The organism is Rheinheimera maricola (genome assembly GCF_016918075.2).
Lineage (GTDB): Bacteria > Pseudomonadota > Gammaproteobacteria > Enterobacterales > Alteromonadaceae > Alishewanella > Alishewanella maricola_A.
On sequence record NZ_JAERPS020000001.1, the window covers coordinates 199,554 to 218,728 of the forward strand.

At 47.0% G+C, this 19,175-nt stretch carries 15 protein-coding genes; 9 read left to right on the forward strand and 6 right to left on the reverse strand.

What is annotated here, in order from left to right:
• Window positions 1–129: 129 nt before the first annotated feature.
• Window positions 130–1,116, forward strand: a complete 987-nt coding sequence (locus I4W93_RS00965; RefSeq protein ID WP_205310300.1) for a LysR family transcriptional regulator — start codon at window positions 130–132, stop codon at window positions 1,114–1,116.
• A 93-nt stretch (window positions 1,117–1,209) separates the two neighbouring features.
• On the opposite strand, the gene I4W93_RS00970 is transcribed toward I4W93_RS00965, so the two are convergent.
• From I4W93_RS00970 to tsaA, 3 genes are all read right to left on the reverse strand, one after another.
• Entirely contained in the window at window positions 1,210–2,937 is a 1,728-nt protein-coding gene (locus I4W93_RS00970) for a proline--tRNA ligase (RefSeq protein WP_205310299.1), read from the reverse strand.
• 62 nt (window positions 2,938–2,999) lie between these two features.
• Window positions 3,000–4,067: a Kelch repeat-containing protein gene (locus tag I4W93_RS00975; protein ID WP_205310298.1), complete on the reverse strand. Its 1,068-nt coding sequence runs from the start codon at window positions 4,065–4,067 to the stop codon at window positions 3,000–3,002.
• The gene (gene tsaA, locus I4W93_RS00980; RefSeq protein ID WP_205310297.1) at window positions 4,036–4,746 is read right to left on the reverse strand and encodes a tRNA (N6-threonylcarbamoyladenosine(37)-N6)-methyltransferase TrmO; all 711 of its coding nucleotides are present in this window, start codon (window positions 4,744–4,746) and stop codon (window positions 4,036–4,038) included. Before tsaA ends, I4W93_RS00975 begins: the two co-directional genes overlap by 32 nt.
• Before the next feature lie 155 nt (window positions 4,747–4,901).
• Between tsaA and purU the strand changes: the two genes are divergently transcribed.
• On the forward strand, window positions 4,902–5,735 hold the full coding sequence (purU, locus tag I4W93_RS00985; RefSeq protein WP_205310296.1) for a formyltetrahydrofolate deformylase: 834 nt from the start codon (window positions 4,902–4,904) through the stop codon (window positions 5,733–5,735).
• 66 nt (window positions 5,736–5,801) lie between these two features.
• The gene (locus I4W93_RS00990; RefSeq protein WP_205310295.1) at window positions 5,802–6,341 is read left to right on the forward strand and encodes a hypothetical protein; all 540 of its coding nucleotides are present in this window, start codon (window positions 5,802–5,804) and stop codon (window positions 6,339–6,341) included.
• Here the strand turns inward: I4W93_RS00990 and can are convergent, their stop codons facing one another.
• The gene (can, locus tag I4W93_RS00995; RefSeq protein WP_205310294.1) at window positions 6,342–6,998 is read right to left on the reverse strand and encodes a carbonate dehydratase; all 657 of its coding nucleotides are present in this window, start codon (window positions 6,996–6,998) and stop codon (window positions 6,342–6,344) included.
• 197 nt (window positions 6,999–7,195) lie between these two features.
• Between can and I4W93_RS01000 the strand changes: the two genes are divergently transcribed.
• The 3 genes from I4W93_RS01000 to I4W93_RS01010 all read left to right on the forward strand — a co-directional run bounded on the left by I4W93_RS01000 (window position 7,196) and on the right by I4W93_RS01010 (window position 10,665).
• On the forward strand, window positions 7,196–8,614 hold the full coding sequence (locus I4W93_RS01000) for a mannose-1-phosphate guanylyltransferase/mannose-6-phosphate isomerase (RefSeq protein WP_205310293.1): 1,419 nt from the start codon (window positions 7,196–7,198) through the stop codon (window positions 8,612–8,614).
• On the forward strand, window positions 8,601–10,040 hold the full coding sequence (locus tag I4W93_RS01005; protein ID WP_205310292.1) for a phosphohexomutase domain-containing protein: 1,440 nt from the start codon (window positions 8,601–8,603) through the stop codon (window positions 10,038–10,040). Before I4W93_RS01000 ends, I4W93_RS01005 begins: the two co-directional genes overlap by 14 nt.
• Before the next feature lie 94 nt (window positions 10,041–10,134).
• Window positions 10,135–10,665: an H-NS family histone-like protein gene (locus I4W93_RS01010; protein WP_205310291.1), complete on the forward strand. Its 531-nt coding sequence runs from the start codon at window positions 10,135–10,137 to the stop codon at window positions 10,663–10,665.
• A 43-nt stretch (window positions 10,666–10,708) separates the two neighbouring features.
• Here the strand turns inward: I4W93_RS01010 and I4W93_RS01015 are convergent, their stop codons facing one another.
• Window positions 10,709–11,452, reverse strand: coding sequence for a YciK family oxidoreductase (locus tag I4W93_RS01015; RefSeq protein ID WP_205310290.1), 744 nt, complete (start codon window positions 11,450–11,452; stop codon window positions 10,709–10,711).
• A 224-nt stretch (window positions 11,453–11,676) separates the two neighbouring features.
• On the opposite strand from I4W93_RS01015, the gene I4W93_RS01020 reads away from it, so the two are divergent.
• Entirely contained in the window at window positions 11,677–14,031 is a 2,355-nt protein-coding gene (locus I4W93_RS01020) for a VolA/Pla-1 family phospholipase (protein ID WP_205310289.1), read from the forward strand.
• 88 nt (window positions 14,032–14,119) lie between these two features.
• Entirely contained in the window at window positions 14,120–15,124 is a 1,005-nt protein-coding gene (gene sohB / locus I4W93_RS01025; protein WP_224673205.1) for a protease SohB, read from the forward strand.
• 177 nt (window positions 15,125–15,301) lie between these two features.
• On the opposite strand, the gene I4W93_RS01030 is transcribed toward sohB, so the two are convergent.
• Window positions 15,302–16,636, reverse strand: coding sequence for a dicarboxylate/amino acid:cation symporter (locus I4W93_RS01030; RefSeq protein WP_205310287.1), 1,335 nt, complete (start codon window positions 16,634–16,636; stop codon window positions 15,302–15,304).
• Window positions 16,637–16,939: 303 nt separating this feature from the next.
• Between I4W93_RS01030 and I4W93_RS01035 the strand changes: the two genes are divergently transcribed.
• Window positions 16,940–19,057: an Ig-like domain-containing protein gene (locus I4W93_RS01035; protein ID WP_224673207.1), complete on the forward strand. Its 2,118-nt coding sequence runs from the start codon at window positions 16,940–16,942 to the stop codon at window positions 19,055–19,057.
• The last annotated feature ends 118 nt before the right edge of the window (window positions 19,058–19,175 follow it).

Consider the following 19,175-nt stretch of genomic DNA (forward strand, 5'->3'; position numbering starts at 1 on the left):
GATTGGCGCCATGGTAGGCTGTAGCAAAGATGAAAAAAATAGCAGGTTATGCCAAACAGTCGTGAATACTATTCATGAGTTTTTGTGTTATGTTCGGCGCATGAACACACGTCGTACAGCAGACAAGTTATGGATAAACTGCGCTTACTGGATGTTTTTATCGCCACCTGTGATGCCGGCAGCTTTGCGGCAGCGGCAAAAAGCTGTAACACCGACCCCTCGACAGTGAGTAAAGCGATTAACCGGCTGGAGGCAGAGCTGGGCTTTATCTTGTTTCAGCGCTCTACACGGCAGTTAAGCATTACCGCAGCCGGCAGACGCTATGCCGATACGGTGCGCAAATTGCTGCAGGACTTAAACTCGTGCGAACACGAGCTTAAACACTTAAATGATTCACCAGGCGGTACCCTGCGTATTAACTCGGCCGCCTGTTACGGCCATTTGTATGTGCAGCCGTTGTTGCAGGCATTTTGTCAGCGTTACCCGGCAATTAAGTTGCAACTTGAGATCAACGATTTACACGTCGATATTATTGATAACGACATTGACGTTGCCCTGCGCACCGGGCTGGTAAAAGACAGTCGTTTAGTCGCGCGCCGCTTAAGCCCGATGGACTTTCTTACCTGTGCCTCGCCGGACTATTTAGCCGCCAGGGGCACGCCGCGTTGTGCTGATGATTTTCTGCAGCACAGCTGGATTGGCTTTCGCATTAAACAAACCCAACAATTACAGCCGGTGTTTCTGCCGGATCAGCACGGCAGCTATCAGCCCTTTGAGTTGCAGCGCAGCCATATTACCGATGATGGCGAAGCCATGGCCGCAATGTGTGCCGATGGTTTGGGCTTTGCACAGCTGCCACATTTTTTGGCCAAGCAAGGCTTGCAAAGCGGCGCCCTGGTGTCGTTGTATCCGTATTACCGGCCACCACAGCCAGATAATGGCGTGTTTGCTATCTATGCCAAGCGCGATTATTTACCGGCCAGAGTCAGGGTGTTTATCGAGTTTATAAGTAGCGCATTAGAAGTTGCGGGGGAAAGTAGCAACCACACCTGGGCAGAGAGTTGGCCATCGTTGCTGCAAGGGAACATTTCTGGCCGTTCCAGAGCTGATTTGTAGCGAAAAATAACTAACAATGAGTGCTGTTGAATCGAGCTATATTTAAAACCAAAAGGCAGCAAACTCGCTGCCTTTTGGTATTTTAAGCGGGTGTTACTTTGCTAGCTTTTGCGCCATAGCAGCGACAACGCTGGCAATATCCAGCATTTCTTTTTCGCCTGTACGACGGTTTTTATATTCTACCTGCTGGTTATCCAGGTTACGCTCGCCAACGACAATACTGTGCGGAATGCCAATCAGCTCCATATCGGCAAACATTACGCCCGGACGCTCTTTACGATCATCAAACATTACCTCGAAACCGGCGGCAGTCAGCTCGTTATATAACCGTACTGTAGCGTCTTCAATCCGCACCGATTTATGCATATTCATCGGAATTAAGGCAATTTGAAATGGTGCTATAGCATCCGGCCAGATGATGCCGTAATCATCATGGTTTTGCTCGATAGCGGCGGCAATAATGCGTGATACGCCGACACCATAGCAGCCCATGGTCATGATCTGGTGCTTACCTTCTTCGTTCAGCACGCCGGCTTTTAACGCCTGAGAGTACCTGTCGCCCAACTGGAAGATATGGCCAACTTCTATACCGCGCTTAATCACCAGTTTGCCGTTGCCACAGGGGCTGGCGTCGCCTTCAACGATGTTACGTAAATCGGCAACGCTGTAGTCTTTAATATCACGGTCCCAGTTAACGCCGGTTAAGTGACAACCGTCTTTGTTAGCACCACAGATAAAATCGGCTAAATGCGCTGCGCTGCGATCAACAATTACCGGCAGTGGCATACCGACCGGCCCCAGTGAACCCGGGCCTGCGCCGATAGCCGCACGAATTTCTTCTTCGCTGGCAAACACCAACGGGCTTTGTACCTGCGGCAGTTTTTCGGCTTTTATTTCGTTCAGTTCGTGATCGCCACGCAGTACAAGGGCTACCAATGTTTGCGGTGCTTTATCATCGGCTTTGGCGGCATAAACAATCAGTGTTTTGCTTACCAGCGTCATATCTTGTTGCAGCAGCGTTGCTACATCGGCCACGGTTTTGGCATTGGGTGTGGCAACTTCAGTAAGATTTTGTGTTGCGCTGACGCGTTCACCTTTAGGTGCTAAGGCTTCGGCCATTTCAATATTGGCGGCGTAATCACTTTCGTCTGAGAAAGCGATGGCATCTTCGCCGGATGCGGCCAGTACATGGAATTCGTGCGACATACTGCCGCCGATAGCACCGGTGTCGGCCAGAACCGGCCGGAAATCCAGGCCTAAACGGTTAAAAATATTGCAATACGCCTGATACATGGCGTCATAAGTTTGCTGCAGGCTGTCCTGGCTTAAATGAAATGAATAAGCGTCTTTCATTAAAAATTCGCGCGCGCGCATTACGCCAAAACGTGGCCGGCGCTCATCACGGAACTTGGTCTGAATTTGGTACAGGTTCAGCGGCAGTTGCTTATAACTGGTAATTTCACGCCTTACCAAGTCGGTTATGACTTCTTCATGCGTTGGCCCCAGCACAAAATCACGTGTGTGGCGGTCTTTAAAGCGCAGTAACTCGGCATCCATTTTGTCCCAGCGACCGGACTCCTGCCACAGCTCTGCCGGTTGCACCATCGGCATTAATACTTCAATGGCGCCGGCTTTATTCATTTCTTCGCGCACAATTTGCTCTACTTTGCGCAATACCCGCACGCCGGTAGGCAGGTAAGTGTACATGCCTGAGGCAACACGACGCACCATACCGGCGCGCAGCATAAGTTTGTGGCTGATAACTTCGGCATCGGCCGGTGTTTCTTTCATGGTAGATAGTAAGTACTGACTGCTGCGCATCGTATTCTCATATGTCGTGCTAAAAAAATTGCCGCCATTCTAGCAAGGCGGCAGGGGCAATTCTATTGGAGTTTTATCTGGTGTTTAATCAGTTTCGGCGTGACTTGTTGGCTGGCTTGCATGCCGCCAACCGAGTAGATGTCGCCATCTATGTCCACAAGACCACGTAAGTCCATAACAGCAGTGGTATCAGCTGCTTTGAGCCAGCGCTGTTCTGCTAACGAAAATACCCATACCTTGCTGTCAGGCTCTGCTGGTGCGCCGTTATAGCCAATACCATTGTAGTTATACGGGTTAGTGGTGCCGCCGATAAACACCAGCGTATCTTTGCCATCAATTTTAGTGTTAATGCCGGCCATACGGTAACGCGCGGTGCCGGTAGGATGCGGAATGATACGCCAGTCGATTTGGTTAGCGTTGTTGCCTACTGTGCCGAGGTAGCAGGCCGGTTCACTTTTATACTCGCGCTTTTTATCGGCGTAATACTGCAGTGCCACACCATCACAGAGCAACATCTGGTTATCTGCCATAGCGCCGGCCAAGCCAAATACAGGCTTGCCAGGAAACGGCGTAGCTTGTGACCAGCGCTGGGTAAAGTTGTCAAACACCTGTACCAAGTTAACATTGCCATGGTCGCTCCAGCCGCTGACAAGATAGATATACCGGTTCTGGTAGGTTAACGCGACAGCATCATCTACTGGCACCGGAATATCATTTAGTTTGGTGTAGCGTTTGGTTACCGGATCAATACGGTAACTGTCTACCGCGGTTTGTTCAGATCCATCTGCATTAACGCTAAAACCGCCAAAGATAAAAAAGTTATTGTTAAGTGCTACTGCACTGGCAGCAATACGGCCGTTTACTTTTTGCGTGCTGGGTACCGCCGGCAAGCTTTGCCAGTTAAATTCACCCACGGTATGCATCCAGACTTTATTGTGCACGTCGCTGTGTTGTTTACCCGGCCCCATACCCATAAAGCTGACAATATAGCTTTTACCGCGCACCGACGTTGTCGCAACGGCGTTATTACTCACCGGCTCGGGTAAGTCGGGTAGTGTAGTGGCGGATACGGCAACACAAGTTGCTGCAGCTGCCAAACTACTCAGGTAGCTGATGGATTTCAGTAACATGGTTATGTTCTCCGTTTACGGTCCATTTAATATTGTAGTTATACAGTGTCATGCCGTAACTTTGTTCACCTTCGCGTTGTTTTTTATACGACGGCCGCGGATCTTGTTTTAACACCTTTTCAATAAATACTTGTAAATCAGGATATTGGCTTTGCTGTGCGCAAAACACACTGGCTTGTTCAGCGAAGCTTACTGTCATCGCGGTTTGTGGTGCAGCATCAGCAAAACCGCCCGCTGCGTTTGGTAAGGCATCTGAATAAGGCAGGTAAGGCTTAATATCGATTATCGGTGTGCCATCAAGCAAATCAATACCACTGATTTTAAGCATTAACTTACCGTTTTTGCGCTCAACACCCTCCAGTTTCACGACAGACAATCCTACCGGATTCGGCCGGAAAGTGGCGCGGGTAGCAAACACGCCTTTACGGGCATTACCACCCAGGCGTGGCGGACGCACCATCGGTGACCAGCCTTTATCTGCTGTCTCGTGGAATACAAACAGCAACCACAAATGGCTGAAGCTGTCGATGCCACGCAAAATGGCCTCATCGCTGTAGTCCTCTTCCAGCACCAGATAACCGGTTGCCTCAGCAATAAGCCCGGGTTGGCGTGGAATGGCAAATTTTTGTTTGTAGGGCGACTGAATATAGCCCACCACATTAAACTGATACGACGGCATAAACTCCTGCGCGGCTACTAACAAAGGTAATCTGCGGTATTATGCGGCTTTTTGTCGAAACAACAAGTTAAGTCGAAGACGTCTAAATGTCTTTGACGCTGTAGCTTAAGATGCGGTAAAACATAAGCTGGTATGAATAAGGTATACACAACATTATGGAACGTAAGATATTACTGACAGAATGCCCCGACTCTAAGGGACTTATCGCGCAAATTACTAATATTTGCTACAAACACCAGCTGAATATTATCCGTAATACCGAATATGTAGACCCGGTAAGCGGGCGGTTTTATATGCGCACTGAGCTTGAAGGCGTATTTAACGATGCAACCTTGCTATTTGATTTAGACCGCGCTTTGCCGACAGGCTCAGAGCGCAGTTTAGTTAGCCAGCGCGCGAAGCGGGTAGTCGTGTTGGTTACCAAAGAAGCGCATTGTTTGGGTGATATTTTAATGAAAGTGTTTGATGGCTCGCTGGCCCTGGATATTGCTGCTGTAGTGGGCAACTATCCGCAACTGGAGCAACTGGCTGCTCGCTTTGATTTACCCTATCACTATGTCAGCCATCAGGGCTTAAGTCGCACAGAACACGAAGCAGCGCTGCTGGAGGTGATTAAGCCTTATCAGCCGGAGTATCTGGTACTGGCTAAATTTATGCGTATTTTAACGCCGGCGTTTGTAGCGCAGTTTCCAGAGAAGATTATTAATATTCATCATAGTTTTTTGCCGGCGTTTATCGGTGCTAACCCATACCAGCAAGCGTTTGAGCGTGGGGTAAAGATTATTGGTGCAACGGCGCACTTTGTAAATGATGATTTGGACGAAGGGCCTATTATTCAGCAGATGGTGGCGTCGGTTGATCATAATTTCAGTGCTGATGATATGGCCCGCGCCGGCCGTGATGTTGAAAAGTCAGCTCTGAGTAAAGCCCTGCAGCTGGTGGTTGAAGACAGGGTATTTGTGCATGGCAATAAAACCGTGATCCTGTAATGGGTGATTTTACATTGCGGCGGTTTTCTTTGATACTTTGGCGGAACAAGACACAAGGATAACCCTATGAGCCGGATAATACTAAGTGTGATATTGCTTTGCAGCGCGTGGTTGGCTTCAGCTGCAGAAGAGCAAGGTAGTTTGCATCCAAAACTGGAGCCGCTGCGGCCTTATCTTAACCAGCATTGGCAGGGCGATTTAACGCAGCCTGGTAAAGCAGAAAAAGTAATTGACCGTTCGTTGTGGAGCCGGGCATTAAATGGCCAGGCGATTAAATCCGTACACTCTATTAACGATGGCCAATATGGAGGTGAGTCGTTTATTTTCTGGGACGAGAGTAAACAGAGTTTAGCGTATTATTATTTCACCACCGCCGGCTTTTATACCCACGGTACTATGGAGTTTGATGTCCGGGTGGGCGAAATTGTTGCGCTGGAGAATGTCGAAAATAACCAAAATGGTATTACGCAGGTGAAATCTTTTAGCCGCATTATGCCCGATGGTACTTTACAGTCAAAGTCCAGCTACCTGCAAAACGGCAACTGGGTTGACGGCCACAGCGCCACCTACAAACCGGTGGCGCAGCAGCAGATCATTTTTAAATAGTTATTTTTCGCTAAGGCTGGCGTCTGTCAGATCTAAGGTGTAGATATCGTCAATTTTATCGGCACAGGAATGACTGACGCGCAGGTCTTTTACCCGGCCATTGCGTAAACTATACACCCAGCCATGAATAGTAAGCGGCTGACCGCGCTCCCAGGCTTCCTGCACAAAACTGGTATGGCACAAGTTTCGTACCTGCTCCATTACGTTTAATTCAATCAAGCGGTTTAACCGTTCATTGTCATCGGCGATGTCGTCAACTTCCTGGCGATGCATGGCGTAAACGTCTTTAACGTTACGCAGCCAATTATCAACAAAGCCCACGCGCTGCTTAGTCATAGCCGCTTTAACACCGCCACAGCCATAATGGCCGACAACTAAAATATGCTTAACCTTTAGAATATCAATAGCATACTGTAAAACCGATAAGCAGTTCATATCAGAATGCAGCACTAAATTGGCAACATTACGGTGGACAAAAAGTTCACCTGGTAATAAGCCGACAATTTCATTCGCTGGCACACGGCTGTCTGAGCAGCCAATCCACAAATATTCTGGTGCCTGTTGCTCTGACAATTGCTTAAAGAATCCAGGCTGTTCTTTTTCAATCCGGTCTGCCCAGTTTTTATTGTTAAGAAATAGCTGTTTAAAATCTGGCATAAGTTTACCTTAGATACAAAATCGCGCCACGATAGCCGATTTTAACTACTTTTAGAGCACCGACCAGCTAAATATACTTATTTAAGCCACTTTATCGTTTAGGCATAAAGTCGATGTCGTTGCTGACGACGGCTATTATCTGTGGCTATACTGTGCGCCATATTAAGTTTGATGGATTATTACTGAAAGGAGTCGGCATGATACCCGTTATTTTGTCTGGTGGGTCTGGTACACGGCTGTGGCCGTTATCACGAGCTAAAAAACCGAAACAGTTTTTAGCACTGCTTAACGATAAAAGCATGCTGCAAAATACACTTTTGCGGTTAAAAGGGTTGGAAAACCTAACAGCCCCCATGTTGATTTGCAATGAAGATCATCGTTTTATGGTGGCAGAGCAGATCCGCGAATTAGCACTGGGTCAGCCGACGATTTTATTGGAACCAGAAGGTCGCAACACTGCGCCAGCAATTGCGGTAGCTGCATTGCAAGCTATTGCTGATGGCGGGGATCCTCTGTTGCTAGTGTTGGCTGCCGACCACGCCATAAAAGATATACCGGCATTCCATCGTGCGGTTGAACTGGCGATACCTGCTGCAGAGCAGGGTAAACTGGTAACCTTTGGCATAGTGCCTACCAGTGCTCACACCGGCTATGGTTATATTCGCCGGCCAGACCAAACTAAAGAGGACATTACCCCAGGTGTGGCTGCTGTGGCACAGTTTTGCGAAAAACCTGATCTGGTTACCGCACAACAGTTTGTCGACTCCGGCGAGTATTTCTGGAACAGCGGTATGTTTTTGTTCAAAGCGAGTTGTTTTCTGGCTGAACTGCAGCAATTTGCCCCTGCAATAGTCGCGGCAGCTGAACAATCATTGGCGCAGGCCAGTGTCGATCTGGATTTTATCCGGCTGGATAGAACCGCCTTTGCAGCCAGTCCTTCTGACTCGATTGATTATGCCGTGATGGAAAAATCTGCCAATGCGGCGATGGTCGTACTGGATGCGGGTTGGAGTGATGTTGGCAGTTGGGATGCACTTTGGGATGTGATGGCCAAAGACGAGCAGGGCAATGCCAGCCGCGGTGATGTGCTGCTTGAGCAGTGTAAAAATAGCTATGTCAATGCTGAAGAGCGACTGGTTGCTGTTATTGGCTTGGACGATGTTGTGGTTGTGGAAACCAAAGATGCCGTGCTGGTGGCCAACAAAGCGCAAATACAAGGCGTAAAGAGTATCGTTGCCAGATTGCAAAGTTATGGCCGCACTGAAGTGGATTTGCATCGGGAAGTGTTTAGGCCATGGGGCAAATATGATTCAGTTGACAGTGGCACACGCTATCAGGTGAAACATATTACGGTAAAACCTGGTGCGAAACTATCGGTACAAATGCATCATCATAGAGCTGAACACTGGGTAGTCGTTAGCGGCGCTGCGTTGGTGCGCAACGGTGACGAAGAATTTTTAGTCAGCGAAAACGAATCGACATTTATTCCGGTAGGCACGGTTCACTCCTTAGAAAATCCCGGCAAAATTCCATTGGAATTGATTGAAGTGCAATCGGGCAGTTATTTGGGTGAAGATGATATTGTGCGGTTTGAGGATATGTATGGTCGCCATTGAAAACGCACTGCGATGCTTTAAAGCCTACGACATTCGCGGCAAACTGGATGAGGAATTAACTGAACATCTGGCCTGGTGCCTTGGCCGGGCTTATGCGTTGGTGGTGCAAGCAAAAACCGTTGCGCTGGGCGCCGATGTGCGTGCGACGTCAGAGCCACTAAAGCGGGCGCTGGCGCTAGGTTTGCTTAGCGAAGGTGTAAACGTGATTGACCTTGGCATGACGGGCACTGAAGAGGTGTACTTCGCTGCCCAGCATTTACAGATTGACGGTGCGATAGAAGTTACGGCTAGCCACAACCCAATTGATTATAACGGCATGAAGCTGGTGAGACATAACGCCCGGCCAATAAGCGGCGACACAGGGCTTGAAGACATTAAACAGCAAACCGCTGCTTTGTTAGCTGAGCCATTTCCACTGCAACAGTTTAAACAGTTTTGTCAGCTGGCTGATAGCGAAGTCGCGTTCAGTTGGCATGGCGCCAAGTGGCAGCGGCAGTCGATATTAGCGGCATATGTTGACTGTATGCTGAGTTTTATCAAAGCTGCTGCAATTAAGCCGCTGAAGTTGGTTGTTAATGCAGGCAATGGTGCTGCAGGCCATGTTATCGATGCCATCGAGGCGGTGTTTTCTCATGCCCAAGTGCCGGTGGAGTTTATTAAATTGCACCACCAGGCGGATGCTAGTTTCCCCAATGGCATTCCAAACCCATTACTAGTTGAGAATCGGGCGGCTACGTCAGCTGCCGTGATTGCCCATAAAGCAGATTTTGGTATTGCCTGGGATGGCGATTTTGATCGCTGTTTCTTGTTTGATGAAAGTGGCCACTTTATCGAAGGTTATTATATTGTCGGTTTACTTGCTGCAGCATTTTTACAAAAAAATCCGGGGCAGAAAATCATTCACGATCCCAGGTTGTATTGGAATACAGAGCATATCGTGCGGCAACAGGGTGGCGTGAGTGTGTTGAGTAAGACCGGACATGCGTTTATTAAAGAGCGGATGCGATTGGAAGACGCAATATACGGCGGCGAGATGAGCGCGCATCATTACTTTCGCGATTTTGCCTATTGTGACAGTGGCATGATCCCCTGGCTATTAGTGGCAGAGTTAGTATCAGTTAGCGGGCAAACGCTGTCTTCTTTGGTGCAACAAATGATTTCAGCTTATCCCTCGTCAGGTGAATTGAACTTTGAGCTTAGTGAACCAAAAACATTGATGCAAAAAGTGCAGCGGCACTACCAGGCTGCGGCATTGTTGCAGGACTTTACCGATGGACTGAGTATGGAATTTACCGATTGGCGTTTTAATCTAAGAAGTTCAAATACAGAGAATGTATTAAGGTTGAATGTTGAATCAAAGGCTGATGTCCTACTAATGGAACAAAAAGTCGCCGAGATTATATCAATCTTAACTGAAGCTGAATAAATTATATTGTTTTAATGATATTGGTTAATTTTATACCTTTATTTTGCTACTTAAATTGCTTATCCTCTTATAATAAATATTCAAGGAGACTACCATGTCAATTTTATTAGATAAGCGTGAATTAAAACGAGCCGCAAAAGAACTTACTTTAGGTAAACTGACTGATGTTATTGAAACACTTAATCAGGTGTTGGCTGACCGGCAAAAAGAAGTAGAGTTAATTTCTCAATTAGAGCAGTTAGCTAAGTCGCAAGGTTTTACGCTGGAGCAGTTGGGATATAAGCAAAATATTGACGTCGTAGCCGTTGATACACAAGACAGTCAGGCTAAGTCTGATAAACGCCCAACTAAGCCAAAGTTTAAAACGATAAATAAAGATAGCCAGTATTTTTATGTTGAAAGTGGCAAATTGCAGTTACTGCGTACCCATACAATGAAGAAGGGTTTACAACAGCGCGGTATTGATGTGATGCCAGTTGCCAAAGTAGATAAAAAGTTCGCTAAGCAGATAGATGGGCTAATTGCAGAAGCAACAACTCAGGCTGTTGAAAACTTTAACGCTAAAGTGGATGCATGGAATGAGTGGGCGGCGGCGAATGGTGAAGAAATTTTAACGAAAAAGTAGTCGTAATCATTAAATAAAAACCCGGCATGAACCGGGTTTTTTGTTATTTGGCTTGTGCGTCTAATGATTGACCGTTCACGCCAATGCTGTCATCACTCATTAAATAAAGATATAACCACATCAGATCTGCAGGTGTCTTTAGCAAGTTCACGTCTTCGCCGGGATAAGCGCGACTGCGCATTTTGGTCCGTGTGGCGCCAGGGTTGATGCAATTTACCCTAACGTTACTATTGTCATACTCGTCTGCCATTACTTGCATCAAACCTTCGGTTGCAAATTTTGATACGGCATAGGGCCCCCAAAATGCGCGACCTTTGCGGCCGACACCGGAAGAGGTAAATACCACTGACGCATGTGGTGCAAGTTTCAGTGCCGGCATTAGGGCTTGGGTCATCAACATGGCGGCGGTAACATTTACCTGCATAATATCTTGCCAGCTGGTTAAGTCGATATGTTCAAACGGACTCAGCACACCAAGTATACCGGCATTGTGCAGTACGCCGTCGAGGTGACCAAATTCGGCTGTAATCGTTGCTGCCATATCGCGATAGTGCTTGGCTGTTGCGCCTTTTAAGTCTAGTGGAATAATTGCTGGCTCTTTGCCGCCTGCAGCAACGATAACGTCGTACACTGCGGTCAGTTTAGCGACAGTTTTACCTAGCAAAATGACACTGGCACCATGGCGCGCATAGCTAAGGGCTGCTTCTTTGCCTATGCCATCACCTGCACCGGTTACTAAAATCACTTTACCGTCCAGAACATCGCTAGCTGCTTGATAACTTTGCATATAGTTTTTCCTGTTGCCACAAAAACGGCGCAAGCATACGCGCTCTTCGTTAGTTTTGCACCTTTCTTCGCCGATTCTGTATTTTTCAGCTAGCGATTTCCGTTAGTTTGAGTTAACTTTAACTGGTCGTAGCTGTTGCAAGCTACAAGCACAACAGGTTTCCAATAAGCAAGGTAAGCATTTGCTTTGCAAATAAAAATAAAGGCTAGGATAGGGGAGAAACTATGAATAAGCTGACACTGAGTGTGGCTGTAGCCGTGGCATTGGGTTTAGCCGGATGCGGCGGTGAATCTTTAGATGATATTAAGCAAGAAACGAGCAACAACACGGTAAAGCCTTATTCCAGGGTAGTATTTGACCCGGGTGCGGCAACGCCACGATTGTCTGTACCCAATGATTTGTTATTTCAGGGCACGACTGACGGCACCTTGACCACAGATGCTGGTGCAGCGCCTGACTACACAAACCCACAGGTTGCTTTAGGCGCTTTAGATGGTTGGTCTACGCAAAACCCATTTGCTATAGCGGTAGATGTCGCTGCAGGCGCTAGTCTGGTTGCGAGTTCAGTGCAGCAGCCGGGTGCAGTACGCGTATTTGAAATGGTAATGCAAGATCCAAACTCTCCGCTCGATGAATGTAAAACTGCTGATCGTGGTTTTGCTTGTCAGGCGGTGTCAGAGTTAACGTTTGGCGTGGATTTCATTTCTGCGGTTAGCGGCAATAGCATAGCGGTTATACCTTTGCGGCCATTAAAGCCTGCTACAACTTACATGACCGTGTTAACGTCATTAATTGAAGATGACAACGGTAACTCGGTAGCACCGTCAACATCTTATGAACTGGTGAAGCAAGATGACAAGGCTCTTCCGCTAAGCACGCCGTCTCAGCTAGCGCTGCAAAAATTGATTAACAGCTTTGAAGACGCCATAGAGGCTGAAGGCGTAGACCGGGATAGCATTATCTACACTGCAGCAATAACAACACAATCAGTCGGAGCAGTATTATCAACGCTGAAAAGTTTAATGGCATCGCCTGCACCAACCGGATATGGCCCTTCAAATTTCGTTGTGCAGAATACCGGACTTACTGTGTCACAGCTGAGTAGCAGTTTTAGTAATCCATTATTTAATTTAGCCCGGCTTTATCAAGGCAGTATCACACTGCCGTACTACTTGGGCTCGGCTACCGCAGAGAATCCAACCGCACCATTGTCGTCGCGTTGGACGGCTCGTTGTGATAGCGGTGCTATTATCGCTGCGCTACCTGATAGTATGAAACCCGAGGCTCCGGTATCACAAAATGATGGTGTGTGTCAGGCACTCAGTGGCGGCGCACTGCGAGATTTAGGTGTAGATGCTGCACGCCACCTGACGAAGTTTAATACCATTCCTAAAATTGACAGCTATAAGCAAGTCGCAGTGCAAATGACTGTGCCTGATGCTAATGCGATACCAATGCCTGCAGCAGGCTGGCCGGTAGTAATACTGCAACATGGTATTACTTCCTGTAAGGAAAACATGCTGGCGTTGACCGGTGCTCTATCTGCTCGTGGTTTCGCTACAGTGGCTATCGATCATCCACTACACGGTTCGCGTGGTTTCGGGCCAATTAACGCCTCGGGTGCAAGTTGCGGCCTGAGCGGTACTGCCACTGCTTATATGAACCTGCAAAATCTACTGGTTACCCGTGACAACCTGCGGCAGAGTATTGCCGATATGCTGGCACTACGATTGGGCTTAAATTACGTGCAGGGTGTGCAACTGGACATGTCTAATGTACAGGTGCTAGGCCACTCATTAGGTGCCATTGCAGCAACTTCGATGGTTGCAGTTGCAAATAGTGCCTCAGGTAGTGACGCGCTGGATGCGGCTTACAATGTAGATAGTACTGTACTGGCGATGCCTGGTGGTGCGGTTGCTAACTTCCTGTTTGATTCGCCTGCCTTTGGTCCGTTGGTAAAAGCTAGCATTATGTTAGGTGCCGGTGGTTCAACAGCTGAAAGCTATATTGCCTTTGCTACCCAAAATCAGGGTTGCGGTGCTCCCGCAACGCCACCATTTGCGGCATGCTTTACGCCGTTTACTGAATATCTGGCTCAAACCGGTAACACTGCTGCGCTCACTGCATTAAATAGTGCTTTCACGCAATTTGCGTTTGCTGCACAAACAGTAACTGATGCCGGTGATCCGAATAACTATGCGCAGCGCTTGGTGGTTAGTGAGACGCCAACTTATGTCATTGAGGTTGTAGGTGACGAAGATAATTTGCCAGACCAGGTTATTCCGAATGGTTTTGCTAACCCATTGCAGGCGCTAGGCGCTGGCAAAATGGCACTAGCGGGCACTGAACCATTAATCCGTTTATTGGGTGCTGCAGCAATTGATACTGCGCCGGGGCAGCAAGCATTAGCAGGTAATGCTGTCGCCCGCTTTACTGAAGGTGATCATGGCTCAATTCTGAGTCCTGCGGCAAGTGCTGCAGCTACTACAGAAATGCAGATGCAGGCAGTTAGCGTATTTATGACCAAAGGCGCTGGTGTTGTGGTAACTGATCCGGCTGTGTTGCAACCAGCAAACTAATCTTATTGTGACAAATATTCAGCCCGGTTCGCCGGGCTTTTTCTTTTTTGAATTGTAGTTACACTATGCAAAACAATGCTAAAGGAACATGATTTTGGCTTTTTTATACGAATATGGCCTATTTTTGGCCAAAGTAGTCACTTTTGTCGTAGCCGTGGCAGTTATTGTTGGCCTGGTTGCTGGTGCAACGGTTAGCCGTGGCAAACCGAAAAAAGGTCAGCTACAGTTTACCGATTTGAGTGAAGACCATCAGCAGCAAACTATTGACTTGCAGCAACGGCTATTAAACAAGAAGGCGTTTAAGCAATGGCAAAAAGCAGAGAAAGCCAAACCGCAGGACAGCAAACCCAGACTCTTTGTTGTTGAATTTTTGGGTAGTATGGATGCACGCGAGACTGATTCGTTACGGGAAGAAATTACAGCGATTTTGGCCATTGCGACGGTTGAGGACGAAGTGCTGTTGCGGCTGGAAAGCGGCGGTGGTGTGGTTCACGGATACGGCCTGGCCGCTTCTCAGTTAGACCGGTTGCGCCAGAAGGGTATTAAACTAACGGTGGCTGTCGACAAAGTCGCTGCCAGTGGGGGGTATATGATGGCCTGTATAGCGGATACTATTCTTGCAGCGCCTTTTGCTATTGTAGGCTCTATAGGCGTTATTGCCCAGCTACCCAATTTTCATAAGGTGTTAAAGAACAACAATATAGATTTTGAGCAGTTCACTGCCGGCGAGTACAAACGCACAGTAACGTTATTTGGGGAAAATAACGACAAGGGGCGGCTAAAGTTTCAGCAGGAACTGGAGCAAACGCATCAGTTATTCAAGCAATTTGTTCAAGATCACCGGGCACAGCTTGATATTGACCAGGTTGCTACTGGTGAGCATTGGTTTGGCTATCAGGCTTTGCCATTGCAGTTAATAGATAAAATTCAGACTAGCGATGACTATTTGCTCTCGCAATTACAGCAACAGCGACGGGTGTTTCAGGTGAAGTATTTGTTGCGCAAAGGCTTGGCAGATAAAGTCGGTATCGGTAGTGCCAACGTATTGTCACTCTGGTGGCAAAAATTGATGCAGCAGTATTGGATGCGTTAATGCAGCCCCAGTTTTGGCTGGATTTCTGACGGAGCAATTCTGTCGGAATTCAGCTAAACATAGCTTGTCATATGTTGCTCAACGTGTAGCCAGACGACGTTTTCTTGCGTCACTTTGGAAAGAAGATGGCTGATTTATGAAACTGCCGGTATAGCTATACCGGCAGTGTCCGCAAGCTCAACGCAGATGATGAAAATCGACGGTTTCATCTTTAATTCCCGCGTTAGGGTCATTAAAAACGTCAAGCTCAAATTCTTTCTCACTTTTGCCAACAATACACGACACCATGGCATCACCGGTCACATTTACCGCTGTGCGCGTCATATCGAGCAAACGATCGACACCAATAATGAGTGCGATTCCCTCCACAGGTAACCCAACCTGTTGCAGAACCATTGCTAGCATAATGAGACCGACACCTGGTACACCTGCTGTACCTATAGAAGCCAGTGTCGCGGTAAGGATAACCATCAGATAATCACCAACGGTTAAATCAATGGCAAACACCTGTGCAATAAACACGGTGGCTACGCCTTGCATAATAGCGGTGCCATCCATATTGATGGTAGCGCCCAACGGCACGGTGAATGAGGCAATACTGTTTTTCACACCAAGTTTTTTAGTGACAGTTTCCATTGTAATTGGCATAGTCGCATTACTACTTGAGGTGCTAAATCCGAACAAGGCAGCATCACGCATTTTGCGCAAAAAGATAAGCGGATTTAAGCCTGACAGTAGTTTTAAAATAATTGAGTAGCTAACCAAGCCGTGCAGGATAAGCACAATCAACACAACGGCAAAATATTTAGCTAAACTAGCTATGGTTTCAAAACCCAGGCTGGTAAACAGCTTAGCCATGAGAAAGAACACGCCGTAAGGGGCTAGATTCATGAGTAAAGTGACCAGCTTCATAATCACTTCGCTAAGATCGGTAAACATACTTGCCAAGCGTTCGCCCGCTTTTCCACTAAGCGCCATAGCCAGGCCAAACAGAACCGCAAACACAATAATTTGCAGCATATTTCCCGATGCCATAGATTGAATAGGATTGCTGGGAAAAATGTTTATAAAAACCTGAGACAACGACGGCGCTTCACTAATATCAAAGTTGGCGTTTGACTGCATGTCAACCCCAACACCCGGCCCAACCAACAGCGCAGCAAAAATGGCTAAACTGATAGCAATTGCGGTGGTAATTAAGTATAACCCTATGGTTTTTCCGCCTAACCGCCCTAAACTTGATGTGTCAGACAATGAGCAGGTACCGCATACCAAAGACACAAATACCAATGGCACGACTAACATCTTCAAACTAGCAATAAATATTTCACCACCTATATGGAAAATCCCATCGACGAAAAAAGCCTTTAGCGGTAACGCCATGCCAAAAATTTGTAACACGCGCTCGTCTTGACCGGCAATAAGCCATTTAAAGAAAAAACCCACTAAAATACCGGCAACCATGCTGATAACAATACGTGCAGTTAACCCAAGTTTGTTGTTCTGTGTCATAACTTCAGACTATTATTGATTAAGCATTAACGCTTAGCCTATCAGGTTGAATCGGCGAAAGGCAGATAACGTCGCATTTTTTTTCAAAATAGCTGTGACGTTTGCAAGATTAATGGTTTAAGATACAGAATTAACAAAAACTATATAATATAAAAACAGCTTGGGAGAGTTTTCATGCGGAACATCCAGCAACTAATCGTTGCAATACTGATGACAACGCTAGCCGCTTGTGGCGGCGGCGGCACACTGGGTTCTGGTGGCGGAACAGGCGGCGGTTCGACAACACCGGTGTATTCGTTAGCAGTGCAATTGACAGATGGTTCAGGACAGGCTGCAACACAGTTGTCTCAGGCATCATCGCTTACCATTTCAGCAACGTTAACGGCGACTAATAACGGCAACGTTGTGAATCAGCTAATTGAGTTTAGTTTAAATGATGCTGAGCTTGCTGTGTTTGGCAACACCGCAGCTACTGCGCTTACCAACGCTCAAGGTGTTGCAACCATAAGTTTACTGGTAGGCACTAAGAGCGGGGCTGGTACAGTTACTGCCGCATTTGGTGATAGAACTGCCAACGCAGGTTTTAATTCCGCTGGTGACGGGGGGGGCGAAGTTGATGTAACGGTGGGATCGGTTGCTTTGATAGCCGATACCCTTCAGCTCGGATCTGGCTCGGGCTCGGCAGTTGAACTAAGTGCGTTGGTACGTGATACCAACAATGTGGTGTTGGCAGATATTCCAGTGGTGTTCTCTTCTGACTCTGGTGAAATTGTTCAAATTGATGCTGTCACTGGCGCAAATGGTGTTGCTAAAGCCACTTTAAGTACACAAACCAATAAAAATATTCGCGACATTTTAGTTTCTGCTCGGGTGCAGCAACAAAACTCAACGCTAACCGTGTCGGTCGTTGGTACCAAAGTTGAAATAGCGGCACCTTCATCGGTTGTGCTTGGCGATACCACTTCTGTAGATGTATTTCTTACCGATTCAAATGATTCTGGTATACAGGGGCAAGAGGTTGTAATCGTGTCATCACTTGGAAATACTGTTAGTGATACCTCACCAATAACTGCGGGTTCTGCGGGTAAAGCAACGTTTTCTTACACTGCGGTAAATAGCGGTGTTGATATTCTGTCTGTGTCAGCACTGGGTAGTGTGAGTTCAACAAATATTAATATTAGCGCTGATGCTTTTGCCTTTATTCAGGCTGCTGACGAAGGAGAGCAAGTGTTAGAGGTTAACCTTGATACGCCGCAAGAGCTAAGTGTCGAGTGGTTAGTAAATAATACGCCTAATGTTGGTGATAACGTCACATTTAATACCACCCGTGGGGAGATAGCTGATGCTGCTATTAATCTTGACGGAGCAGTAACCTCACAAGATATTACAGATATTGATGGACAAGCTCAGACCGTCGTACGCTCGCAGTTTGCGGGGCTATCAACGATTAGCGCGACTGGTGGCGAAGGCAGTAATACAGTGAAGGCGAATAAGATTGTTGAGTTCGTTGCCGTAGTCCCAACTAAAATTGAAGTGCAAGCGTTTCCTGCTCAAGTTGGGCCAGGTGAAACCAGTACAGTGCGGGCGATAGTACGCGACGCCAATAATAATCCTGTGAAAAATCAAACAGTGGTTTTTTCGTTAGACAATGCTGCTGGCGGTGTTATTAGCTCTGGTACCGCTATAACAAACTCTCAAGGGTTAGCGTCAACAGTATTTACTGCGGATACCAACACCGGAGCGGGAGTTGGCGGTTTGAACTTACAGATAAAAGGCACGTTGCAGGCAAATAGCGCTGTTGAAGGCATGACCGATATCGCTGTAGGCGAGAGAACGTTGTTCTTCCGCTTCGGTACCGGCAATACCATTACCAAACCAAATCAAAGCCTTTATGCCAAAGAGTTTTCCATTATTGTTACAGACAGTTCAGGTAATCCTGTTGCCAATCAGCAGTTAAATGTAGCTGCGGTGCCTGTATCTTATGGTATTGGAGAATGGGTAAAGGATCCGGCTCCACCAGCAGCATTTAAGGTTTGGTCTGCTTTTAGAGAGCACACTTGTGTTAATGAAGACGCTGATCTTAACGGAATATTGGATCTGGTCGATAATGAAATAGGCACAGGTGAAGATCGCAACAAGGATGGTATGTTAACGCCTGGTAATGCTGCAACGGTTCCACAAGTTGTTACAGCAGATGAAAATGGTATTGCCACTTTTGAGGTAAGATACCCACAAGACCATGGTGCTTGGTTAGATATACGGTTACAAGTGTCAGGTTTTGCTGCCGGTACCGAAAATGTTGCTCATAGAGAATATACTTTGGCGGTATCTTCAGAGGATACAACCAACGAAGCGTCACAACCACCAAGGAATCCTTTTGGTGCAATTAATGATTGCTTTTCACCACCAAAATATTTTTAACTAATGTAGTGTTAAAAGTGCTTGTAAATTAATAATAAACCCCGGATTAGTGCCGGGGTTTATGTTTGTAGCAATAAAATTTTTTTCCGTTGCGATTGCAACTTGCACTGCAGCATTA